We start from the raw sequence: 23289 nt of genomic DNA, 5'->3' as shown, positions 1-23289 counted from the left end.
GACTGCGTGGTATCTTCCGTCGCCATGCACCTGACCAACGTTTCCGCCATCTCGTTCGATCTCGACGACACGCTGTGGCCGTTCGGACCCTCTGTCGAACGGGCCGAAGCGTCGCTGCATGCGTGGCTGCTCGCGCACGCGCCCGAAACCCCGCGCGTGCTGCCCACGTCGCAGGCGCTGAACCAGTTGCGCGACGAATACGAACGCTTGCGGCCGGATCTGGTCGGCGACTATCGTGCGTTGCGCATCGGCTCGATCCGGCTTGCGCTGGAACGCGCGAACGAAGACGTCACGCTGACCGAGCGCGCATACGACGTGTTTTATTCCGCGCGGAACCAGGTCGAGTTCTTCGACGATGCATTGCCGGCGCTCGCGTGGCTGAGCGCGCGCTTTCCGCTGGTCGCGGTGACGAACGGCAATGCGGACCTTCGGCTGACGGGCGGCGGCGAGTTCTTCCGCGACACGCTCAGCGCGCGTGCGTTCGGCTTCGCGAAACCCGAGCCGGAGATCTTTCATGCGGCCGCCGCGACGCTTGGCGTGCCTGTGGGGGAACTGCTTCATGTCGGGGACGACTACCACCTCGATGTCGTCGGCGCGTTGAATGCGGGGCTTCAGGCGGCGTGGGTGGTGCGCCACGAAGGGTCGGAAACAGGGCACGCCGCGCATCATGCCCCGCCCCGTCATCTGACCATTCACGACTTGTCGATGCTGTGTCGCGCGCTCGGCGGCCCCGTCGGGCTGTCGTAACCACAGGCCCGCGAATCACGCGCCCGTCGACATCACCGACCGCCGTCTTCACGCCGCCTTGCGCGCCTCCGCAATCCGCTGCGGCGCCTTCGGCCGTGCATACAACCGTTCGAGATACGCCCGCAGTTGCGGGAACGGTTCGATCAGGTTGCATTCGCTCGCCCAGTCGATCAGATACGCCGTCACGCAATCGGCCACCGTCAGCGTATCGCCGACGATGAATTCACGCCCCTCGAGATGCTTGTCGAGAATCGTGGCCATCGCCTTGAAATCCTCGCGCGCCAGTTCGATGTCGGCCGGCGAGCGCTTCTCGGGCGGATAGATGAACGTATGCCGCGTGATGCGCCACAGCGGCTGCTCGAGTTCCGTCACCGCGAACATGATCCATCGATAGGCCTCGGCACGCCGCGCGAGATCGACCGGCAGCAACGCCTTCTCCGGATACTTGTCCGCGAGATACAGCACGATCGCGGCCGACTCGGGAATCACGAGGTCGCCGTCCACCAGCACGAGCACCTTCCCGGCCGGATTGAGGTGCAGGAATTCGGGCCGCTTGTGCTCGCCCGCGAGCAGGTTGACCGACACGAATTCGAAATCCGCGTCCAGTTCCTTCAGCCCCCACAGCGCGCGTTGCGTGCGGGTGCCGGCAAATCCGTAAAGCTTCATTGCAGTGTCTCCATCCTGAATGTCGGGAAAGGGTCCCCATGCAGGCCGCGGCGCATCGACGACGTGCGGCGCCCGGCATGGTTCATGATTGATCGTTCACATGCCAGGCACCGCGAGCACCGGCATCACGTCGATCGCGTCGCCCGGGAACAGCGTGAAATGCGGATGGCCTTCGAACAGCGCGGCGGCAGCATCGTGCGATGCGGCGCGCACGACGGTAAAGCCGCTCATCGCATTGGCGGTGTCCGTGATGCCGCCCTTGCCGATGGTCTTGGTCTTGCCGAGCGGCCCGCCGAGCTCGACGATCGCGTCGCGATGCCGGTCGACCCACGCATGCCACGCGGCGATCCCTTCCTTCTCCCGCGTGCGCCGCTCCTCCTCCGGTAGCGCCATCCACGCCTTCATGGCCGGGCTCTCCTTGCTGCCGAGGAATACCGCGAGATACAACTGCTGTTGAGCACTCATGCTTCCTCCGTCCGATGGCGGGAACAGCGGGCTGCCACTCCTCGCCCTTGACAAGATAGGTTGATATCAACACAATTGCAACATGGCACGCAATGAAAAGCTTCCTTTCGAAACGACGCTGATGGTGCGCGATTGCTGCCTGTGCCTGCACATGCAGCGCGCGGCGCGCAATCTCGCGCGCATCTTCGACGATGTGCTGCGTCCGCTGGATCTCACCAACGGCCAGTTTTCGCTATTGATGTCGCTGAACCGGCCGAAACCAGCCGCGATGAAATCGGTCGCGTCGCTGCTCGCGATGGATCGCACCACGCTGACCGCCGCGCTGAAACCGCTCGAGCGGCGCGAGCTGGTCACGATCGTGCAGGATCCGGACGACAAGCGCAGCCGCCTGCTCGAACTCACGCCGGCCGGCCATCGTCTGCTGGCCGACGCGTTCCCGCTGTGGCAGCAGACGCACGCCGAGATCGAACAGCCGTTCGCGGCGGGAGAAGTCGATGTGTTGCGCGATCAGTTGCGCACGCTGTCGGAGGATCCGGCTACGCGCGGCTGAAGCCACGCGTGGCCCGGCACTACCCGCGCTTCACTTCCTGCCCTTCGTCGGCATCAGCAGTTGCGCGAACTCCTGCAGGAAGCGCACGGGGCCGTGCGCGTGCAGCGCGTGCCCGCTGCTGAGCGCGCCGTCGATGACGGTCGCGAGCCGCAGCGCGTAAGTCTGCGGTTCGTCGATCCCGATCGCGCTTGCCAGTTCCGTCAGCCGGCGCCGCAGTTCCTGCTTGTGCGCGACGGCGACCTTGCGGGCCGGATGATTGCCGTCCGCGTACTCCGCGGCGATGTTGATCTGCGGACAGCCGCGATAACCGGGCCGCTCGATGCGCTCGCCGATCCACTGCAACTGCGCATCCAGCTCCTCGCGCGGCGTGCGCCGGTACCGCGCGGCCACCGCGTCCCAGTGCGCCCAGAAATCCGCATCCTCGCGCAGCAGAAACGCCTCGATCAGGTCGTCCTTCGTCGCGAAATGCCGATACAGGCTCGTCTTCGCGACGCCCGCCTGCGCGACGATCAAATCCACACCGACCGCGCGCGTCCCTTCCCGATAGAACAGTGCGCTGGCCGTTTGCAGAATGCGCTCGCGCGTATCGGGCGCGCTCCCCTTCGTGTCTGTTCCCTGTTTCATCCAAGCCCGGCCGCCAAGGGCCGCCCGTCCCGCAAAAGTGCATCCGATGATAGCACCGCGGGGTTGACGACGCTACAGGTCTGTACTATAAAACAAACCGGTCTGTATCGGAGTGGATCATGGACGATCGAATGACGGTTGCAGTGTATGGCGCCACGGGTCACACCGGGCGGTTTGTCGTCGCCGAACTGGAGCGGCGCGGCCTCGGCGCGATGCGCATCGGGCGCGATGCCGCGCGGCTCGCGCAAGGCGGCAACGACGCGGCGCCGTGGCGCGTCGCATCGGTCGACGATCCGGCCGCGCTCGACGCCGCCTTGCGCGGCGCGCATGCAGTGATCAACTGCGCGGGCCCCTATCTCGACACCGCGCTGCCGCTCGCCGATGCGGCGTTGCGCGCCGGTATCCCGTATCTCGACCTGACGGCCGAGCAGCCGTCCGTTCAGACGCTGACCGACCGGCGCGACGCCCGCGCACGCGCCGCCGGTGTGACGCTCGTGCCGGCCGCCGCGTTCTACGGCGGCCTGGCCGACCTGCTCGTGACGGCCGTCGTCGACCCGCACCGGCCGATCGAGCGCGTCGACGTCGCGACCGGCCTCGACAGCTGGCATCCGACGCGCGGCACGCGCGTGACCGGCGAGCGCAATCACGCGATCCGGCTGATTCAGCAGGACGGCAAGCCGACCGCGGTGCCGTCGACGGCACGCGAGCGCCGCTGGCCGTTTCCGTCGCCGCTCGGCGACGTCGACGTGACGCTGCTGCCGTTCTCGGAAGTGATGACACTCGCGCGTCATCTGCGCATCGATACGATCGAGTCCTGGCTCGCGACGCTGGCGCTGCGCGATGTCCGCGATGCCGGCACGCCGCCGCCGCAACCGGTCGACGCGCTCGGCCGCTCGGCGCAGCAATTCGTGATGGACGCCATCGTCGTGCAGAACGGCATCACGCATCGCGCGACCGCATCGGGACGCGACATTTATGCGGTCAGCGCGCCGATCATCGTCGAGGCGACGGTCCGCCTGCTGAGCGGCCGTACACTGACGTCGGGCGGCGTGCGCAGCCTGGGCGAACTGTTCGACGCGCGCGATTTCCTCGCGGCGCTCGACACCATCGACGTATCGTTCGATACGATCACCGATCGGCATTTCAACCGGAGGGACGAGCATGAGTCGCAATAAGAGGGAAAAAGCCGCGTATTTCCGTTCGCTTCATCGCGCGGGCGAGCCGCTCGCGCTGTTCAACGTGTGGGACGCGGGCAGCGCGCGCACGGTGGCCGACGCGGGCGGCGTTGCGCTGGCGACGGGCAGCTGGTCGGTCGCGGTCGCCAACGGGTTCGCCGACGGCGAGCAGATGCCAAAAGCGCTCGTGATGGAAGTGCTCGCGCGGATCGCGCAAGCGACCGACCTGCCCGTCACCGTCGATCTCGAAAGCGGGTACGGCGAGCGGCTGGAGGAGGTGGCCGACACGATCGCGCGCAGCATCGAGGCCGGCGCGATCGGCTGCAATCTGGAGGACAGCTTTCCGGCGACGGGCGAGCTGCGCACCGTCGACGACGTGGCCGCGCGTCTCGCGGCGGCCCGGCAGGCGGCCGATCGCGCGGACATCGGCTACTTCATCAACGCGCGCACCGACGTGTTCTTCAAGGTCGCGGCCGACACGCACGACGAACGGCTTCTGGACGACGTGCTGACCCGCGCACGCGCGTATGCGGCGGCGGGCGCCGACGGCCTGTTCGTGCCGGGCCTGCAATCGCCGGCGCTGATTCGCGCGCTGACGGCCGCGTCGCCGCTGCCCGTGAACATCATGCGCGTGGCCGACACGCCGACGCTTGCGGAACTCGCGGAATACGGCGTCGCGCGCATCAGTCACGGGCCCTACCCTTACCTGCAGGCGATGAAGGCACTGGCGGCGGTGGTGAAGCAAGGCGGCTAGCCGCCGCGCAGGGCGGACAGCGGACGATTACATCCGATGCAATTGCCGTCCCACACTTCAGGTGTCGCGCCGCCATTCCGCCGGCGCGCATCGTACCGAGCAGCGGGCCGATGCGCGATCACGCGCCGGCCCGCTGCGATCCATCATTCGGCCAGCGCCGGCGAGACGCCAACCCGCTTCGGCACGCCGGTCACGATCGTCGCGACCGCGATGGCCAGCACCGCGGCCGCGCCCAGGAACACGCCGCCCGCGCCATTCGCGTCGAACACGACGCCGCCGGCCGCCGCGCCCGTCGCGATCGCGAGCTGAATCGCCGCGACGATCAGCCCGCCCGCGCTCTCGGCTTCATCGGGCACCGTGCGCGTGACCCACGTCGACCAGGCGACCGGCACGCCGCCGAACGCCATCCCCCACAACGCGACGAGCACCGCGTCGATCATCGGCGCTCGGCCGAGCGCGACGAGCGCGATGCCGAGCACGACCATCAGCGCCGGCATCCCGATCAGCATCGGCCGCAGCCGGTGTTCGAGCACGCGGCCCGCGAGCGACGTGCCGACGAAGTTCGCGATCCCGTAGCCGAGCAGGATCGCCGACAGCCCGTTCACGCCGACGCCGGCGACCTGTTCGAGGAACGGCCGCAGATACGTGAAGAACGCGAAATGCCCGGTGAACACGAGGATCGTCGCGAACATCCCGAGGCCGACGGTCGGCCGGCGCAGCACGTCGACGAGCGTGCGCAGCCGCGTCGTGCCGCTCGGCGGCATCGACGGCAGCGTCATGACCTGCGACACGAACGCGACGCCGCCGAGCCCGGCCGCGATCAGGAACACGTTGCGCCAGCCGATCAGGTGCCCGAAGTAGCTGCCCATCGGCGCCGACGCAATCGTCGCGACCGCCACGCCGCTGAAGATGATCGACAGCGCGCGCGGCACCATCGCGGTCGGCACGAGCCGCATCGCGGTGGCCGTCGCCATCGTCCAGAAGCCGCCGAGCGCGACGCCGAGCACGACGCGGCCGATCAGCAGCGTCGTCAGGTCGGGCGCGAACGCGACTGCGAGATTCGATACGACGAGCAGCACGGAGAACGCGAGCAGCACGCGCCGGCGGTCGATCGTGCGCGTCAGCGCCGAGATCAGCAGGCTCGTGACGAGCGCGACGGTCGCGGTAGCCGTGACGGCCTGGCCGGCCACGCCTTCGGTCACGCCGAGGCTGTCGGCCATCGGCGTGAGCAGGCTCGCGGGCAGGAATTCGGCGGTGACGAGGCCGAACACGCCGAGCGTCATCGCGAAGACGGCACCCCAGGCCGGGGCGCGGGGCGCCGCCGGGGCGGCGGCAGAGGAGATTCCGGGATTCATGCGTCGTTCCGAGTGAGATAGGGAAAGTACTGATGACGGCCTATCGTAGGGAACCACGGCAGGACGGTCTATGACATACAATCCGTTCTTGTTGATCGATCGTCCGAATCTCAAAATGGCCGAGCCCCTGCTTCCCCCCGTGCCCGACGTGCACGACCTCGTCAGCGAGTTGCTGCTCGGCATGCGCCTGAGCGGCGTGCAGTACCGCCGGATCCAGGTGCCGCGGCCGTTCGGGCTGAGCTTCGGCCATGCGCCGGGCCGCGCGCAGTTCCATTTCGTCGGGCGCGGGCCCGTGCTGCTGCGCGACGCGGCCGGCACGATGGTGCGGCTCGAGGCCGGCGATGCGATCCTGCTGCCGCACGGCCGCACGCATGCGCTGGTGTCCGATCCGGATGCGCCGTGCCGCGAGATCGGCGGGTTCGAGGTCGCGAAGATCTGCGACACGGTCGCGTCGGTGGCCGCGACGTCGTGCGCCGCGGCAGAGCCGGCCGCCGGCGACGCGCTGATCTTCAGCGCGTGCATGGAGCTCGATCTCGGCGGCATGCAGCCGCTCGTCGGGACGATGCCGGAGTTCATGCACGTCGGCACGCTGCTCGCGCGCTACCCGGAAATCCGCCCGATGCTCGACGCGATGGAGCGCGAATCGTGCTCAGAACGCGCGGGCTTCGCGGGCATCCTCGCGCGGCTCGCGGACGTGGTCGCCGCGTTCATCGTGCGCGGCTGGGTCGAGTGCGGATGCGGCGACGCGACGGGCTGGGTGCAGGCGCTGCGCGAACCGAAGCTCGGCCGCGCGATCGTCGCGCTGCATCGCGATCCGGGGCGCAACTGGAGCGTGTCGGAACTGGCCGCCGAGGCGGGCGTGTCACGCTCGGTGTTCGCGGAGCGCTTTCTCGCGGCCACCGGGATGACGCCCGTGCGCTACCTGACCGAGCTGCGGATGCGGCTCGCCGCGCAGTGGATCGCACGCGACCGCGAGACGATCGAGGCCGTTGCGTACCGGCTCGGCTACGGGTCGCTCGCCGCGTTCAGCCGGGCGTTCAAGCGCGTGGTCGGGCGGCCGCCGGGCGCGGTGCGCGCGGAAGGCGACACGCACGCCGACGTGTAACGCGTCACGTACAACGCGGGCCCGGGCGAACGCCTGTCGAGTCGCCCCGGCTTCGTTCGCTCCGTCTTCGCCTGCGACGACTCCGCTCAGCCGCTGCGTGCCTCGAGCCGATCGACCAGCGCCGTCGCGCATCGCACGGCCAGCGCCGCGCACTGTTGCGCATCCACCGGCGCGCCGCTCATCATCGCGCCCTGCACGATCCGGCCCAGCAATTCCTTCGACAGGTCGGCGATTTCCTCTTCCCGCTTCGTCATGTTCGTCTCCCGCGCGTCGGCCGAGTCCGGCCGCGCGTCCGATCGTGCCGAGCGCCGCATGCGCCGCGCCCGGCGTTCAACGTTGCCTTGCCCGCACGACGATCTGCGCCTGCGTGTCGCGCTCGATACGTTCGAGCGACGCGCGCAGCGCCGTGAACTCGTCGGGCGTGCAGACCTGCCGGCCGAACGTCGCCGTCATCCGGCGCGTGACCTGCACGACGTGCGCGGCCGCATCGAATACGTAATGCGACGTGAAGTCGACGAAGCGGTCGTGCACGGCCGTATCGGTCGGCAGGTCGGTCACTGCGACGCCGGGCGGCAGCGCGATCTGGCCGGTCTCGTCGAACGTGCCGCCGAGACATACCCACGGCTGCGTGCGCACCGGTTCGGCCAGCCACCCCTCCACCTGCGTCGCGATGCCGCCCGTGACGCTCGACAGCGCGGGCACGGCAGTCGTGCCGTCCGGCCACACGACGTGATCGAGCGTGCCGTCATACGTCACGTCGAACGGCCCGTCCGTCGCGCGGCGTTCGCCGGTCGAGATCCGTGCGCGGCCCCGCAAGCCGCTTTGCCGCAGCCGTTCGTTCGCGAGCTGCCGCACGCGCTCGGGCGGCGCGCGGCGAAACAGCGTGCGTTCGAGCTCCGCGGTCCAGCCGTCGTCCACGACGAGCGCGTGAAACCGCGCGGCGCCCGGTTGCGCCGCATCGATCTCCACGCGCGCGGTGCGGCGCTTCGGCTGCGTGGCCGGTGTGCGCGACAGCACGCCGGAGTCGACGAGCAGCGCCGGCCGGTCCATCACGATCGGCGGTAGATAGCCGAACGCGATGCCGCTCGTCGTGGTGTCCGCGTAGAGACCGAGACCGGGCAGCCACGTGATCGCGTGATTGATCGCGCCGCCGCCGTAGCCGGGCACGGAGGGCAGCGTGTACACGGAGCCGAGGTTGATCAGCACCGGTTCGCTGCGGATGCCGACCGCCGCGAGCAACGCGCCGAACAGCGCGACGTGGTCCTTGCAGTCGCCGTAGCGGTTGCGCAGGATGTCCGTCACGCGATGCGGCGCGGCGGCCGTCTCGCCGAGAAAAAGCGCGACGTAGCGCACGTTCGCCTGCACCCAGTCATACAGGAGGCGCGCCTTGTCGTGCGGATCGGCGACGTCGGCGGTGAGCGCGCGCGCCAGCTGCACGACGGCCGGATCGTTCGCGCCCGAGTCGACGGCCGCGTTGCGATAGCGCGCGGCGAACGCCGCATAGTCGGGCAGCGTGGACACCACGAGCCGGTCGCCGTAGGTCGGATAGCCGACCGAGCCGCTCTCGATCCGGTCGTACGCGCCGTGCCGGTAATCGAACGTATAACGCGTGCGGCCGTTCGCCGTGACCGGCGGCAGCGCGACGTAGCCGCGCGCGTCCGCCTGCAGCGGCATGTCCGCCGGCACGTCGAAGATCAGCCGCTGGTTCTCCACCGGCTCGCGCGACGGTTCGACGTAGTAGCCGAAGTAACCGGCGTTGACGGGCTTCGTGCGCGCCTTGCGGAACGCGATGCGCGTGCTCGACCCGGCCTCGACGCCGGGAAACACGACGGTGCGCAGCAGGCCGTCCTGGAAGGTCGGCGCGCCGGCCGAACGCGGCTCCTGGACGTCGCGGATGCCGTCGGGCCCGACCGGATGCGCGACGCCGCCGCGATCGATCGTCTCGGCCGCGACCAGCTCGACCTTCTCCAGGTTCTTGTCGAACCAAACGTAGCGCTGCGCGATCGCGTCGATCCCGTTCGCATCGTTCGCGCGCAGTGTCGAATCGTCTTCCTCGTCGAGCGAGCCGTCGTGCTGGATCACGAATACGTGGACATCGCTGACGAGCGTGACGGGCACTGCGTCGCCCGAATCTGCCAACGCGGGACGCGCGAGCGCGGCAACGGCGACGGCCACCGCGAACGCGGCGGCGCGGTACGGCAGGCGGCCGGTCGATCGGAACGGAAAACGCACCACGTCGAAGCTCTCCGCGCGTTCGTGTTCATGTCGGGACGCGACGGGCACGCATCCGCGCGCCGCGCCCCGTCGTTCAACCCAGTGTGGGTGACGTGCCCGCGAGCGTCAAGCCGCGGCGCGGCCGGTCGCGCCGCGACGCAACATGTGGGCGGGGAAGCGCCGCACGCGTGATGCAGGGGGCGGTCGTACTTTCACGATACGCTCCGCGCGCGATCGCTTTTTATATCACGTTGTGATATATAATTCAGACAGTGAAAACGTGCGCGCGACGTCGCCGAAACGAATGACGATCCCGCGAATTCGACACGCCTGCATCGGGAAGGAGACATCATGCTGATCAACAACGATTTCGAAATCGGTTATCTCGTGATCGCGTTCGCGCTGCTGGGCGTGATCCTGATCGGGGCGCTGCTCACGGCGCTGCATCTCGAGCGGTGGCATCCGAAGCTGGTCGGCGCCGCGATCGGCGCGTTGCTCGGGATCGCGCTGATCGAAGCGATGCCGATGCTGACGTGAACGCAGCCGGGCCCTCGTTCGTACGCCGCGCGCGTGCCGCGACGTGGGCGTTCGCGGCGCGGGGTCGGAACGACCGGCGCCCGTGAAGGGAATCAGGATGGAGGCCCCGCTCTGTCTGACCTACCATCAATATGAGAGCCGCGCGGGCGCGCGGGTCGATCCGGTGGCCGGCGAAGGCCTCCCGCTCGGCGCGCTGTACCCGCCGCGCGCCGTCGTGTGCTGGCGCGACGCCGACGGCCGCCACGACGCGCATCTGCTCGCCCCCCGGGCACCACGTGTTCCGCAACGACGCGGATGCGCGCCGGGTCGCGATCGCACTGGCCAAGCGCTTCATCGACATGAAGCTCACCAGCCTCGTGATGCCCATGCCGACCGGCTGACGCCGGCCGATGGCATCCATCGCTCCCCAACCTGCCGGAGGCGACATGGAAAACGGTATCGTCGCGATCATCCTGCTGCTCGCGGTCCTCGTGTTCGCGGTGCTGTTCTTCGCGGAGCAGCGCAGCCGCGAGCGCATACGTGACCGGCTCTTGCACCGGACGTCGCGGCGCTCGGAACGCTCGCATACGCACCACCATTCGTAAGCGGAAAGCGCCCCGCGCAAAAAAAAACGGCCGACGGTATGGCGTCTTGCGACGCCACGCCGTCGGCCTTGCAGCGGAGGTCCGGTTCCCGGGCAGCCGGCGCGCGTCGCGCGCCTACACACCCCACATCACGTGCCGGCCCTGTTCGTGGGCCGCACGCATCATGTCCAGCAGCGGCCACGCGCGTTGCGCGAGCCCGCCCGCATGCGGCGGCAGCTCGGTGCGCAGCGCCTGCGTGGAACGCTCGTGCGCGCTTTCCCGCGCCACGTCATCCGTGATCGCCTGCTCGAGCCGCGCGATCGCGCCCGGCAATTCGTCAGGGGAAATCACCCCGCGAACGTCGAGCTCCTTGCCGACGAGTCCTAATAGGTACTGCGCCAGATCACGCAACATCGCGATGTCCGGTGCGGCGGATGACCGAAACGTGACCATCATCGTCATTTTTTCCCTCGTCGTCGCTGCAAGACCGTGTAGCGCTAGCCGCCGCTGGTGGCGGCAAGGCCTGTGGTCATCCTGCCGCGCACATCGCCGCCCCGCTCTCCTGAACCGGACGTTCGCCCGGAACGCTGCGCGCATCGCGCGGCCGGGTTCACTTGCGGCGTAGAGGCCGGATAGCACGAAGTGCCTATTCTTATTTTATGTAACGCCGTGATGCATTCAAGCTTCCGGCGCGAGAGTGGCCGTATGTGTGTATCGCGAGATCGATGCATCAGCAGCAATCACTGACGCGCTTGCCGCGCTACTGTTCGTTCGCGCAGGCCAGCGCGATCTTCAGCGTGGTGCCCGCGTAGTTCCCGTTCGTGATCGTGCAGTCAACGTTGTCGCGTCGCAGGCGCGACTCCATCGTCTTGCGCAGGTTCTTCGCGTCCGCGTCGGTCACGCACGGGTCCTGCATCAGGTCAGTGCGTTGCGGTAGCGGCGTCATCCTCCAACGCTAGCCGACGCACGGCCGCGGCACCCATCCGCACATTCCATGAGACGTGATCGACAGCGCGGCGTCGCCTTCATCGCGTAAGCGACCGACACGCCACACATCTCCCCGGGACGGCGTGCCCGCGCCGATCGTCATCACCTCGTCACACCGACCTCACCGCCCCCGCTCCCCCCACGTTCTTCCGCCCAGCGATCGCATCGATCCGGTCGTTCACGGCTCGCATGCTCCGCTCGGTTCGCACCGAACACGATGCCCCTCCTCGTCCCCGTCGTGCGTTGTTCCCCGCATTTCGGCTTTTGTGTGCGCGCAACAATGGCGGTGCCTCGCGGCCGGCGCCGTGCGGGGGCATTTGTCCACGGCGCCGGCCGCGATGCTCTTTGCAAAACCACATCTCACCGAGGACATACCATGCAACTCCAATCTCATCCGGCGTGCCGTCCGTTTTACGAAGCAGGTGAACTCACGCAACTGACCGCGTTCTACGAAGAAGGCCGCAACATCATGTGGATGATGCTGCGATCGGAGCCGCGGCCGTGCTTCAACCAGCAACTCGTCACCGACATCATCCATCTCGCGCGCGTCGCACGCGACTCCGGCCTGCCGTTCGACTTCTGGGTGACGGGTTCGCTCGTGCCCGAGCTGTTCAACGTCGGCGGCGACCTGAGCTTCTTCGTCGACGCGATCCGCAGCGGCCGCCGCGATCAGTTGATGGCCTACGCACGCTCGTGCATCGACGGCGTGTACGAGATCTACACGGGCTTCGGCACCGGTGCGATCTCGATCGCGATGGTCGAAGGCAGCGCGCTGGGCGGCGGCTTCGAGGCCGCCCTCGCGCACCACTACATGCTCGCGCAGAAGGGCGCAAAGCTCGGCTTTCCCGAGATCGCGTTCAACCTGTTCCCGGGCATGGGCGGCTATTCGCTGGTCGCGCGCAAGGCGGACCGCGGGCTCGCGGAATCGCTGATCTCGTCCGGCGAGGCGCATGCGGCCGAGTGGTACGAGGATCGCGGGCTGGTCGACCAGACGTTCGACGCGGGCGACGCGTATCTCGCGACGCGCACCTTCATCGACGTGACGAAGCCGAAGCTGAACGGCATCCGCGCGATGCTGCGCGCACGCGAGCGCGTGTTCCAGATCACGCGTTCCGAGCTGATGGACATCACCGAGGAATGGGTTCACGCGGCGTTCACGATCGAGCCGAAGGATCTCGCGTACATGGAACGCCTGGTGATGCTGCAGAACCGGCGCGTGTCGAAGCTGCGCACGGTGTGACGTGAGTGGCGCGCGCCGCCGCGTGGTGGGCGGCGCGCGCCGTCTTGCGGGGAAGGCTCAGGCGATCAGCCTGAGCTTTCTCGTTTCCGCGAGCCAGGCCTCGAACGCCTGGGCCGGCATCGGCCGCGCGAAGTAGAAACCCTGCGCGTGGTCGACGTCGACCTGCTTGAGGAAATCCGCTTCCGCATGCGTCTCGACGCCTTCGGCGACCACCGAGAAACTCAGTGCCCTGGCGAGCGACACGACCGAGCGCACCAGCGCCTGCGAGCGCGGGTTGCGGTCGATGCCCGTGATGAAGCTGCGATCGAGCTTGATCGAATCGAGCGGCAGCCGTGACAGCTGCGACAGCGACGAATAACCGGTGCCGAAATCGTCGAGGTGAATCTTCGCGCCGAGCTGGCGGAACTCCTTCATCAGCTCGTGCGCCGATTCTTCGTCCTCGATGAAGCTGCTTTCGGTGAGCTCGATGTCGACGAGGCTCGGCTTCAGCCCCGCGCCGGCGAGAATCGACGCGAACTGATGGACGATGTTCATGTCCTGCAGTTGCCGCGCGGACACGTTCACCGCGATCCGCACGTCGAGCCCCTTCGCCTTCCATGCGGCGGCCTGTGCAGCCGCAGTGCGCATCACCCAGCGTCCGAGCGGCGCGATCAGCCCCGACTCCTCCGCGAAGTGGATGAACTCGACCGGCGCGACGAGCCCGCGATCGGGCGACTGCCAGCGGATCAGCGCCTCGACGGCGTGCACGTCGCCGGTCGCGAGGTCGATGACCGGCTGGTAGTGCAGCACGAACTGCTCCTCCTCGAGCGCCTTGCGCAGGTTCGTGTCGAGCCACATGTACATCGCGACCTTCTGGTTCATCTCCAGCGAGAACACGCGATACGTATGCTTGCCTTCTTCCTTCGCGACGTACATCGCGGTGTCGGCGCTGCGGATCAGCGTTTCGAGCGAATCGCCGTGCTGCGGATACATCGCGATGCCGATCGAGCAGCTCGTGTAGACCTCCATCAGCCCGAGGTGGATCGGCGTGCGCAGCCGTTCGAGGATGATCTGCGCGGTCGCTTCGAGCAGCGGCCGCGTGCCGTGCTCGAACAGCACCAGGAATTCGTCGCCGCCGAGCCGCGCGAGCGTCGCGCCGGACGGCAGGCAGCCGCTGATGATCGTGGACACGTCCTGCAGCAGGCGGTCGCCGGTGATGTGCCCGTAGTGATCGTTGACGCGCTTGAAGTTGTCGAGATCGAGGAACAGGATGCCGACCTGGCCGCGCATGTCGGTGCGATCCGCGGCCAGCGCCGCGCCGATGCGCTCGCTGATCGCATGGCGGTTCGGCAGGCCGGTCAGCATGTCGGTGTTCGCGAGTTCGCTGAGCCGCAGCTGCGCGTTGCGCTCCTCGGTCACGTCGACGCCCGAGCAGATCAGGTACTGCTCGTCGACGCCGCTGCCGCTCTGCACGAACTTGTTGCGGAACTGGAACAGGCGCGGGCCGTTGACCGTGTTGATGTAGCGCTCGACCGCGAACGAACAGTTGCTCGCGAAAAAGCCGGTGATGTTGGTGCGCGACTGCGCGCCCTGCTCGGGGCTCATGAACAGCTCGAACGCGCTGCGGCCGATCACGTCGACCTCGCGCTTGCCCGTCACTTCCTCGCACAGGCGATTGAAGCGCTGCACCATGCCGTTGCGGTCGAGGATCACGACGAGCGAATTCACTTCGGACACGACCTGCTCGGCGAACGCGAGCCCGTGCGAGAGGTCGCTCGCAACCGACGCGGTATCGGAATAGGCGGAGGCCGTGCCGGCCCAGTTCGAGGTATCGACCTTCCGGCCGACCAGATGGAGGCTGACCGTGTCGCCGAACAGCACGAGGTCGAGCACGAGGTGCGACGTGACGCCGGTGAGCGCGCGGATCCGCGCGGCCTGTTCGCCGGTCAGCGTCACCGCGACGTTGGTCAAGCCGCGAACGGCGGCCAGCTCCAGCGCATTGCTGTCGCTGCCGAGACGCCAGCAGGGGCTGCGCGTACCGACGTGCGCTTCAAGCACCGCGCTATCGTTTTCGTCATCCATGGACACGCCCCGATCCAGAAAAAACGCACAGTGTAGACGGAGGCGAGCTGGCCGCTCCCGATCCCCGGGCGCGCGGCGCGCGTACCCGGCGGGGCAGTCGTGATGGCCATGACAGCGGCCCTCGTTCCGTAATTGTTTCCAACCAATGCGACCCGGCGTTTGCGCATCTCGCGCGCAGGTTTTTCCAAACGAATGATGGAACCCATCTTATCAAATGACAATCAAGAATGGCACTCACATTCGGAAGGGGGTGTCAAGGAATCGGGACTCGATTGGCACAGCGGCTTTTTCGTGATTGGCGGGACGGGCGCGGGCGGGCGCAGGGCCCCGAAGCGGGGCGACAGGATCAGCGGAGCGCCCGACCGGACGGGCGTTTGCGGGAAATCTCGGTCGCCCCGGAGCGCTCGGCCACAACGCATTCCGCGGGGGTCGGATCGCATTGCGCCGAGCGGGGAAGCGGGGAATTTCCATTTCCGTTTATGCGGGAATGCCCGTCTTTATTCCGATACGCGTGGCAATACCGCGCCGATCGATGCCAGTGAATATATCGTCGGGGCGCAGCGGCCTTGCCGCGCCCATCAATGGAACCGGTACGATCGCCCCGCCGCGACGCGTGAAAACCGTCCGGCGGGCACGCCGCCGCACCGCTTCCGCACCGTTGCGGGGCACCGCTCAGCCCGCCGTGCCGTAACCGCCGCCGCCCGGCGTTTCGACGACGAACACGTCGCCCGGCGCCATCTGCGCGCGGCCGATATGCTCGAGCGTCTCGACCGTGCCGTCGGCCCGCTCGATCGTGTTGCGACCGAGCGCGCCGGCCTCGCCGCCCGCCGCGCCGAACGGCGCATGGATCCGGTTGTTCGACAGGATCGACGCGGTCATCGGCTCGAGGAAGCGGATCCGCCGCACCGCGCCGTCGCCGCCGCGCCAACGCCCGCCGCCGCCGGAGCCCGCGCGCAGCCGGTGCGAGTCGAGCCGCACCGGGTAGCGCCATTCGAGCACTTCCGGGTCGGTCAGGCGCGAGTTCGTCATGTGCGTCTGCACCGCGCCGACGCCCGCGAAGCCGTCACCCGCGCCGCTGCCGCCCGCGATCGTCTCGTAGTACTGGTACTGAGCGTTACCGAATGTGAAGTTATTCATCGTCCCCTGGCTCGACGCGACGCCGCCGAGCGCGCCGTACAGCGCATTGGTGATCGCCGACGACGTCTCGACGTTGCCCGACACGACCGCCGCCGGATACTCGGGGTTCAGCATCGAGCGCGCCGGCACGATCACCGTGAGCGGCTTGAGGCAGCCGGCGTTCAACGGGATGTCGTCGCCGACCAGCGTACGGAACACGTACAGCACCGCGGCCATGCAGACGGCCTTCGGCGCGTTGAAGTTGTTGTCGAGCTGCGCGGAGGTACCGGTGAAATCGATCTCGGCGCGCCGCGCCGCGCGATCCACGCGGATCGCGACGCGAATCTCCGCGCCGTTGTCGAGCGGATAGCGGTACGCGCCGTCCTGCAGCGCGCCGATCACACGCCGCACCGCCTCTTCCGCGTTGTCCTGCACGTGCCCCATGAATGCGAGCACGACGTCGCGGCCGAACTGGGCGACCATCCGCCGCAGCTCGTCGACGCCCTTCTGGTTCGCGGCGACCTGCGCGCGCAGGTCGGCCATGTTCTGCTCGACGTTGCGCGCCGGGTAGCGGCCCGACGCGAGCAGCGCGCGCGTGTCCGCATCGCGCAGCACGCCGGCCGACACGAGCTGCCAGTTGTCGATCAGCACGCCCTCTTCATCGATGTGCGTCGAATCGGGCGGCATCGAGCCCGGCGTCGTGCCGCCGATGTCCGCGTGATGGCCGCGCGAGCCGACGTAGAACAGCGGCGTGTCCGAGCCGTCCGCGAACACCGGCGTGATGACGGTGACGTCGGGCAGGTGCGTGCCGCCGTGATACGGGTCGTTCAGCATGAACACGTCGCCGTCGCGCATGCGGCCGCGGTTGCGCTCGATCACCGTGCGGATGCTCTCGCCCATCGATCCCAGGTGCACGGGCATGTGCGGCGCGTTCGCGATCAGGTTGCCGTCGCCGTCGAAGATCGCGCACGAGAAGTCGAGCCGCTCCTTGATGTTCACCGAGTACGCGGTGTTCTGCAGCCGCAGCCCCATCTGCTCGGCGATCGACATGAACAGGTTGTTGAAGATCTCGAGCCGCACCGGATCGGCGTCGGTGCCGAGCGAGCGGCGCGTCGGCAGCGGCGTCGTGCGCGTCAGCACGAGGTTGCCCTGCGCGGTCATCCGCGCGCGCCAGCCGGGTTCGACGACGGTCGTGCCGTTCTGCTCCGCGACGATCGCCGGGCCGTCGATCGTGTCGCCGGCGAGCAGCGTGTCGCGCACGTACAGCGCCGCGTCGTGCCATTGGCCGCCGGAATGGAACCGCACGGCGCTGTGGGCCTGCGGCGGCGCGCCCTCGTCGCGCGGCGCGAGCGGCGCGATCTCGACGGGCGCATCGGAGCGGCCGATCGCCTCGACCGAGGCCAGTTCGGCGACCAGCGGCGTGCCGGGCATCAGGAACGCGTAACGCTGGCGGTACGCGGCTTCGAACGCCTGCTGCATCGCGACGACGCTGCCGGCCGGCACGTCGAGCGCGGAATCGGTGCCCTGGTAGCGCAGGTGCACGCGCCGCTCGGTCGCGATGCGTTCCGGCGGCACGCCCTGTTCGAGCAGCGCGCCGACCGCATCGTCGGTCAGCCGGTCGAGCGTCGCGTTCAGCGCCGGCAGCGACGCGTCCGACAGCACCGCCTCCACCGCGCGCTCGCGCATCGCGGTCTGGTCGGCGAGGCCCATCCCGTAGGCGGACAGCACGCCCGCGAGCGGATGCGCGAACACCTGCGTCATTCCGAGCGCGTCGGCCACGCCGCACGCGTGCTGGCCGCCCGCGCCGCCGAAGGTCGTCAGCACGTAGCCCGACACGTCGTGGCCGCGCTGCACCGAGATCTTCTTGATCGCGTTCGCCATGCTGCCGATCGCGATCTCCAGGAATCCTTCGGCGAGCGCCTCGGGCGTCTCGCGCCGCCCGGTCGCGGCGTGGATCTCGTCGGCGAGCGCAGCGAATTTCGCGGCGACGCCGTCTCGGTCGAGTGGTTGGTCCGCGTGCGGGCCGAACACGCGCGGGAAATGATCGGGCTGGATCTTGCCGAGCATCACGTTGCAGTCGGTCACCGTCAGCGGGCCGCCGCGCCGGTACGCGGCCGGCCCCGGGTTCGCGCCGGCCGATTCGGGCCCGACGCGCAGCCGCGCGCCGTCGAAGCCGAGCACCGAGCCGCCGCCGGCCGCGACCGTGTGGATGCTCATCATCGGCGCACGCATCCGCACGCCGGCCACCTGCGTCTCGAACACGCGCTCGAATTCGCCGTTGTAGTGCGACACGTCGGTCGACGTGCCGCCCATGTCGAAGCCGATCACGCGGTCGAAGCCGGCCGCGCGCGCGGCGCGCACCATCCCGACGATGCCGCCGGCCGGGCCGGACAGGATCGCGTCCTTGCCCTGGAACGCATCGGCGCGCGTCAGGCCGCCGCTGCTCTGCATGAACTGCAGGTTCACGCCGGGCATCTCGTGCGCCACCTGCTCGACGTAGCGGCGCAGGATCGGCGACAGGTACGCGTCGACCACGGTCGTGTCGCCGCGCGACACCATCTTCATCAGCGGCGACACCTCGTGCGACACGGACACCTGCGTGAAGCCGATCCGGCGGGCGAGTTCGGCCAGCGCGCGCTCGTGCGCGGTGTAGCGATAGCCGTGGATCAGCACGATGGCCAGCGCCTGCACGCCCGAGTCGAACACGCGGCGCAGCTCGGTTTCCGCGTCTTGCACGTCGAGCGGCACGACGACGTCGCCGTGCGCGCCGACCCGCTCGTCAACCTCGACGACGGTCTCGTACAGCGCATCGGGCAGCACGATGTCGAGATCGAACAGGCGCGGCCGGTTCTGATAGGCGATGCGCAGCACGTCGCGAAAGCCGCGCGTCGTCGCGAGCGCGGTGCGTTCGCCCTTGCGTTCGAGCAGCGCGTTGGTCGCGACCGTCGTGCCCATCTTCACCATGTCGACGCGTTCGGGCGTGATCGGCTCGCCGTCGGCCAGGCCGAGCAGGTGGCGGATGCCGGCCACGGCCGCATCGCGATACTGCTCGGGATTCTCCGACAGCAGCTTGTGCGTGACGAGCGCGCCGTCGGGCCGGCGCGCGACGATGTCGGTGAAGGTGCCGCCGCGGTCGATCCAGAATTGCCAGCGCGCGGCGTCGGAGGAAACGGGGAAAGTGTGTCGGTCAGTCATGGCGATGAACTCGATGCGTCGTTGAAGCGAAGGACGAGCGCCGCCGCACGGCGCGCGTCGCGCGCCGCGTGAGGGCTTCGATCAAAAGGGAGAGGTAAGGCGGCGGGCCGGCGCCCGCTTACGCGGCGTCGAGTTCGCGGCCGCGGGTTTCGGGCAGCGTCAGCGCGGCGACGATCATCACGCCGTAGGCGGCGACCGCGAAGATTCCGATGCTCGCGCCGAGCCCGTAGTGCTTCGACAGCGCGCCGATCAGGAACGGGAACAGGGCGCCGACCGCGCGGCCCACGTTGTAGCAGAAGCCCTGCCCCGAGCCGCGCACCCGCGTCGGGAACAGCTCGGTGAGGAACGCGCCCATCCCGGAGAAGATGCCCGACGCGAAGAACCCGAGCGGGAAGCCGAGCCACAGCATCGACGCGTTCGTGAGGTTCAGCACCGGCGACGTATAGGCGAACGCGATCACCATGGAGCCGAGCGCGAACAGGATGAAGTTCGGCTTGCGGCCGAGGCGGTCGGTCAGGTAGGCGCTCGTCAGGTAGCCGACCCACGAGCCGATGATGATCATCGCGAGATAGCCGCCCGTGCCCATCACGGTCAGGTGCCGCTCCGTCTTCAGGAAGGTCGGCAGCCAGGTCGTGATCGCGTAGTAGCCGCCCTGTGCGCCGGTCGTCAGCAACGCCGCGCGCAGCGTCGTCGACAGCAGCTTCGGCGCGAAGATTTCCGTGAGGCGCGGTGCGTCGGCCACCTGCGCCTGCGCGGCCTTCTCCTTCTCGTAGACGTCCGGTTCCTTCACGTAGCGGCGGATCACGACCACCAGCAGCGCCGGCGCGAGGCCGACGAGGAACAGCGCGCGCCATGCCTGTTCGGCCGGCAGCACCGAGAACAGCAGCGCATACAGCAGCGCCGACAGCCCCCAGCCGATCGCCCAGCCCGACTGCACGAGGCCGACCGCCTTGCCGCGATCGCGCGCGCGGATCACCTCGCCGATCAGCACCGCGCCGGCCGTCCATTCGCCGCCGAAGCCGAAGCCCATCAGCGCGCGCGCCGCGAGCAGCTGGTGGTAGTTCTGCGCGAGTCCGCACAATGCGGTGAACACCGCGAACCACAGCACGGTCAGCTGCAGCGTGCGCACGCGGCCGATCCGGTCGGACAGGATGCCGGCGAGCCAGCCGCCGACCGCCGACGCGAGCAACGTCATCGTGCCGATGAAGCCGGCGTCCGCGAACGAGATGCCCCAGGTCGCGACGAGCGTCGGGATCACGAACGACAGCATCTGCGTGTCCATCCCGTCGAGCATGTAGCCGACCTTGCAGCTCCAGAACGCGCGGCGCTCGCGCGGCTGCGCGTCCGCATACCATCCGAACAGGCCGTTGCGTGCGGGGCCCGCGGGGTCGGCGGCGGGCGCCGCGAGGATCTTGCTTTCCATGGTGAAGCTCCTGTCGAAATGTGCGGTCAATACCGTGCTCTTGGTACGTGCGGTGCGTGTCGTGCGTGCGGCGCGCGTGTCGTGTGTGCGTCGCGATTCATCAGCCGCGGCTGCGCGCTGAGGCCGGGCGGATCGTCTGCGGTCGCGGCATGCCGCTGCGGCGGGGCCGGACCCGCGGCCGTACCGGCCGCGGGCGCCGACCGGGTCAGAACACGGCGAGCGACGCGTTCGTGATGTCGGTCATCAGCATGTAGCCGGGCGTATGCGCGATCGCGAGCGGCAGCTTCGCTTCCATCAGCGCGGTTTGCGGCGTCACGCCGCACGCCCAGAACACCGGCAGCTCGCCGTCGCGCACCGTCACCGCGTCGCCGAAATCGGGCGTGCCGAGATCGGCGATGCCCAGTTCCCGCGGATGGCCGATATGGACCGGCGCACCGTGCACGCCCGGGAACCGGCTCGTGATCTGCACCGCGCGGATCGCGTCGGCGCCGCGCAGCGGCCGCATCGACACGACCAGCTGGCCGCCGAAGATCCCCGCCCGGCGGTTCGGGATCGACGTGCGGTACATCGGCACGTTGCGACCCTCCTCGATGTGGCGCAGCGCGATGCCTTCACGCGCCAGCATGTCCTCGAACGAGAACGAGCAGCCGATCGCGAATACGACGAAATCGTCGCGCCACAGCGCCTCGAGCGATTCGACCCGCTCGGTCAGGCGGCCATCGCGGTATACGTTGTAGCTCGGCACGTCGGTGCGGATGTCGAGATCCTCGCCGAGCACGTCCAGCCGGAACGCGCCCGGCTCGCCGACGCCCAGCAGCGGGCACGCCTTCGGGTTCGCCTGGCAGAAGCGCAGGAAATCGTGCGCGTACGCGTTCGGCAGGATCGCGAGATTCGCTTGCGCGAACGGGCCGCACTGGCCGGCGGTCGGCTGGCGGAACGCGCCGCTGCGTACGGACTGGCGGAATTCGGAAGGCGTCATGATGGTCGTTGGCGGATCGGGATGTCGTCGGGCCAACGCAATTGCGTCAGCGGATACGGCCAAGAATAGAAAAGAAAAAATTTTGCCGCCAACGAGTTTTTTTGCGCCCGGTGTATAGAATTTCTTAACGCATCTCCGGGTTTTCCCCGGTCCCGTTCACTTTTCTTCACCGGCAAGCTGCGCGTCCACCATCCCGCCAACCGCCATGAACACGCGTTTTCTCGAAACCTTCGTCACGCTCGCGAAGCTGCGCAACTTCCGCACGACGGCCACCGCGCTGCACGCGACGCCGGCCGCGATCTCGCAGCGCCTGAAGGCGCTCGAGGATGAATTGCAGACCGTGCTCGTCGATCGCGACAGCCGCGAGTTCCGGCTCACGCCGAACGGCGAGTACCTGCTCGGCTATGCGAAGGCCGTCGTCGAGGCGACGCACGAGCTGCAGGCCGCCGCGGCCGGCGAAAGCGCGCTGCGCGGCAAGCTGCGGCTCGGCGTGATCGAGACGGTCGTGCACAGCTGGCTGCCGCACTACCTGCGCCGCCTCGCCGCCGACTTTCCGCAACTGGAGGTCGACCTGACCGTCGACGTCAGCGTCGTGCTGCAGCGCCGGCTGATGGCCGGCGAGCTCGATCTGATCATTCGGGTGGAGGGCAGCGACGAGGCGTCGGTCGTCTGCGACGCGCTCGCGAACTATCCGGTGCGCTGGATCGCGCGCGCGGGGCTGCTGCCGACTACCCGCACGGGCCTGGCGCGCCAGGTGCTGCGCCAGCCGATCCTGACCTACGGGCGCGGTACCGCGCCGCACCGTGCGCTCGAGGACATCGTGCGCACGCTCGCACACGCGCATGGTGTGCCGCTGTCGGAGACGCGCATCACCGGCTCGCCGTCGATCTCGGTGATCGTGCAGCTCGTGCGCGACGGCTTCGGCGTCGCCGCGATTCCGGTGCTGTTCGTCGATGCGCTGATCGCGAGCGGCGAGGTCGTCGAGCTGCCGCTGCAGCCGTCGCCGCCGTCAATCGTCGTGTCGATGTCGCGCCGTGCCGACGCGCCGAAGTTCGTGCACGGCGCGTCGATCGCCGCGCGTGCCGCGTGTCACGAGTACTGCGAAAAGAGCAACCGGCTGCTGGTCGAGGCGCTTTGACGCGGTGCGTGGATGCGCAGCCCGACGCGCCGATTCGACATTCAATTCACGCGGGCTGCCCCGCATGCGGTTGCGTGAGCTTGCCGTCGCCGTACTCGCGCAGCACCTGCGAGATCACCACGCGATAACCGTCCAGCCAGCGCGCCTGCTTCGCCTTTGCTTCCCGATGCGCGGGGTGCTGGATCAACTGCTGCAACGCCGCCTCGGATTCCCAGTAGTAGACGTTCTGGATCAGCCCCGCCTCCGTGTTCTCCCAGGTTTCCTCGCCGAGATAGCCGGGTGTCGCTCGCGCCATGTCGGCGATCTGCCGGTCGAGCCGATGGAATTCGTCGTCGTATTGCCCGGCGCGGAAAATGAAGGTCGATGCGTACATGCGCGCTCCGTCGGAGACGATT

General features: G+C 68.6%; 22 protein-coding genes. 9 read left to right on the top strand and 13 right to left on the bottom strand.

Annotated features, from left to right (window positions below):
- Window positions 1-24: 24 nt before the first annotated feature.
- A complete protein-coding gene (locus tag LMA02_RS18005; protein WP_228910048.1) occupies window positions 25-747 on the top strand; it encodes an HAD family hydrolase in 723 nt (240 codons plus the stop codon).
- A gap of 48 nt (window positions 748-795) precedes the next feature.
- Here LMA02_RS18005 and LMA02_RS18000 read toward each other — a convergent pair whose 3' ends face one another.
- Both LMA02_RS18000 and LMA02_RS17995 read right to left on the bottom strand, forming a co-directional pair.
- A complete protein-coding gene (locus tag LMA02_RS18000; protein WP_228909024.1) occupies window positions 796-1413 on the bottom strand; it encodes a glutathione S-transferase family protein in 618 nt (205 codons plus the stop codon).
- Between the two features lie 96 nt (window positions 1414-1509).
- Window positions 1510-1878 carry a hypothetical protein gene (locus tag LMA02_RS17995; RefSeq protein WP_228909021.1) on the bottom strand — a complete coding sequence of 123 codons (369 nt, stop codon included), beginning with the start codon at window positions 1876-1878 and terminating at the stop codon, window positions 1510-1512.
- Window positions 1879-1960: 82 nt separating this feature from the next.
- Here LMA02_RS17995 and LMA02_RS17990 point away from each other — a divergent pair, with 82 nt between their 5' ends.
- A complete protein-coding gene (locus LMA02_RS17990; RefSeq protein ID WP_228909019.1) occupies window positions 1961-2428 on the top strand; it encodes a MarR family winged helix-turn-helix transcriptional regulator in 468 nt (155 codons plus the stop codon).
- A gap of 30 nt (window positions 2429-2458) precedes the next feature.
- On the opposite strand, the gene LMA02_RS17985 is transcribed toward LMA02_RS17990, so the two are convergent.
- Window positions 2459-3052 (bottom strand): TetR/AcrR family transcriptional regulator, encoded by a 594-nt coding sequence (locus LMA02_RS17985; RefSeq protein WP_105831634.1) that lies wholly within the window; start codon window positions 3050-3052, stop codon window positions 2459-2461.
- Between the two features lie 119 nt (window positions 3053-3171).
- On the opposite strand from LMA02_RS17985, the gene LMA02_RS17980 reads away from it, so the two are divergent.
- The gene (locus LMA02_RS17980) at window positions 3172-4227 is read left to right on the top strand and encodes a saccharopine dehydrogenase family protein (protein WP_228909017.1); all 1056 of its coding nucleotides are present in this window, start codon (window positions 3172-3174) and stop codon (window positions 4225-4227) included.
- Window positions 4214-4981 carry an isocitrate lyase/PEP mutase family protein gene (locus tag LMA02_RS17975; RefSeq protein ID WP_228909016.1) on the top strand — a complete coding sequence of 256 codons (768 nt, stop codon included), beginning with the start codon at window positions 4214-4216 and terminating at the stop codon, window positions 4979-4981. The genes LMA02_RS17980 and LMA02_RS17975 overlap by 14 nt, the downstream gene beginning before the upstream one ends.
- A gap of 143 nt (window positions 4982-5124) precedes the next feature.
- Here the strand turns inward: LMA02_RS17975 and LMA02_RS17970 are convergent, their stop codons facing one another.
- Window positions 5125-6336: an MFS transporter gene (locus LMA02_RS17970; RefSeq protein ID WP_228909015.1), complete on the bottom strand. Its 1212-nt coding sequence runs from the start codon at window positions 6334-6336 to the stop codon at window positions 5125-5127.
- Window positions 6337-6406: 70 nt separating this feature from the next.
- Here LMA02_RS17970 and LMA02_RS17965 point away from each other — a divergent pair, with 70 nt between their 5' ends.
- Window positions 6407-7441: an AraC family transcriptional regulator gene (locus LMA02_RS17965; RefSeq protein WP_228909014.1), complete on the top strand. Its 1035-nt coding sequence runs from the start codon at window positions 6407-6409 to the stop codon at window positions 7439-7441.
- An 86-nt stretch (window positions 7442-7527) separates the two neighbouring features.
- Here the strand turns inward: LMA02_RS17965 and LMA02_RS17960 are convergent, their stop codons facing one another.
- Together LMA02_RS17960 and LMA02_RS17955 are read right to left on the bottom strand one after the other, a co-directional pair.
- Window positions 7528-7695, bottom strand: a complete 168-nt coding sequence (locus LMA02_RS17960; protein ID WP_165752471.1) for a hypothetical protein — start codon at window positions 7693-7695, stop codon at window positions 7528-7530.
- Between the two features lie 76 nt (window positions 7696-7771).
- Entirely contained in the window at window positions 7772-9676 is a 1905-nt protein-coding gene (locus LMA02_RS17955; protein WP_228909013.1) for a DUF3857 domain-containing transglutaminase family protein, read from the bottom strand.
- Between the two features lie 330 nt (window positions 9677-10006).
- Here LMA02_RS17955 and LMA02_RS17950 point away from each other — a divergent pair, with 330 nt between their 5' ends.
- Both LMA02_RS17950 and LMA02_RS17945 read left to right on the top strand, forming a co-directional pair.
- Complete coding sequence (locus tag LMA02_RS17950) at window positions 10007-10192, top strand: hypothetical protein (protein ID WP_006749647.1); 186 nt, start codon at window positions 10007-10009, stop codon at window positions 10190-10192.
- Between the two features lie 425 nt (window positions 10193-10617).
- Window positions 10618-10776: a hypothetical protein gene (locus tag LMA02_RS17945; protein ID WP_228909011.1), complete on the top strand. Its 159-nt coding sequence runs from the start codon at window positions 10618-10620 to the stop codon at window positions 10774-10776.
- 114 nt (window positions 10777-10890) lie between these two features.
- Here the strand turns inward: LMA02_RS17945 and LMA02_RS17940 are convergent, their stop codons facing one another.
- Window positions 10891-11211: a DUF1840 domain-containing protein gene (locus LMA02_RS17940; RefSeq protein WP_228910047.1), complete on the bottom strand. Its 321-nt coding sequence runs from the start codon at window positions 11209-11211 to the stop codon at window positions 10891-10893.
- A 304-nt stretch (window positions 11212-11515) separates the two neighbouring features.
- On the bottom strand, window positions 11516-11656 hold the full coding sequence (locus tag LMA02_RS17935) for a hypothetical protein (protein WP_228909008.1): 141 nt from the start codon (window positions 11654-11656) through the stop codon (window positions 11516-11518).
- Window positions 11657-12118: 462 nt separating this feature from the next.
- On the opposite strand from LMA02_RS17935, the gene LMA02_RS17930 reads away from it, so the two are divergent.
- A complete protein-coding gene (locus tag LMA02_RS17930) occupies window positions 12119-12982 on the top strand; it encodes a crotonase/enoyl-CoA hydratase family protein (RefSeq protein ID WP_012365354.1) in 864 nt (287 codons plus the stop codon).
- A 57-nt stretch (window positions 12983-13039) separates the two neighbouring features.
- Here the strand turns inward: LMA02_RS17930 and pdeR are convergent, their stop codons facing one another.
- The 4 genes from pdeR to LMA02_RS17910 form a co-directional block, all read right to left on the bottom strand.
- Window positions 13040-15043: a cyclic di-GMP phosphodiesterase gene (pdeR, locus tag LMA02_RS17925; RefSeq protein WP_228909006.1), complete on the bottom strand. Its 2004-nt coding sequence runs from the start codon at window positions 15041-15043 to the stop codon at window positions 13040-13042.
- 672 nt (window positions 15044-15715) lie between these two features.
- Entirely contained in the window at window positions 15716-19354 is a 3639-nt protein-coding gene (locus LMA02_RS17920) for a hydantoinase B/oxoprolinase family protein (RefSeq protein WP_228909004.1), read from the bottom strand.
- A gap of 118 nt (window positions 19355-19472) precedes the next feature.
- On the bottom strand, window positions 19473-20777 hold the full coding sequence (locus tag LMA02_RS17915) for an MFS transporter (protein ID WP_228909002.1): 1305 nt from the start codon (window positions 20775-20777) through the stop codon (window positions 19473-19475).
- A gap of 205 nt (window positions 20778-20982) precedes the next feature.
- Window positions 20983-21756, bottom strand: coding sequence for a putative hydro-lyase (locus tag LMA02_RS17910; protein ID WP_006749638.1), 774 nt, complete (start codon window positions 21754-21756; stop codon window positions 20983-20985).
- A 205-nt stretch (window positions 21757-21961) separates the two neighbouring features.
- Here LMA02_RS17910 and LMA02_RS17905 point away from each other — a divergent pair, with 205 nt between their 5' ends.
- The gene (locus LMA02_RS17905) at window positions 21962-22894 is read left to right on the top strand and encodes a LysR family transcriptional regulator (RefSeq protein WP_228909000.1); all 933 of its coding nucleotides are present in this window, start codon (window positions 21962-21964) and stop codon (window positions 22892-22894) included.
- Between the two features lie 46 nt (window positions 22895-22940).
- Here the strand turns inward: LMA02_RS17905 and LMA02_RS17900 are convergent, their stop codons facing one another.
- Window positions 22941-23267 (bottom strand): antibiotic biosynthesis monooxygenase family protein, encoded by a 327-nt coding sequence (locus tag LMA02_RS17900; protein WP_228908987.1) that lies wholly within the window; start codon window positions 23265-23267, stop codon window positions 22941-22943.
- Window positions 23268-23289 lie beyond the last annotated feature (22 nt).

It is taken from the genome of Burkholderia sp. B21-005 (genome assembly GCF_020843965.1).
Lineage (GTDB): Bacteria > Pseudomonadota > Gammaproteobacteria > Burkholderiales > Burkholderiaceae > Burkholderia > Burkholderia ambifaria.
This window is presented reverse-complemented; position numbering and strand designations above follow the sequence as displayed.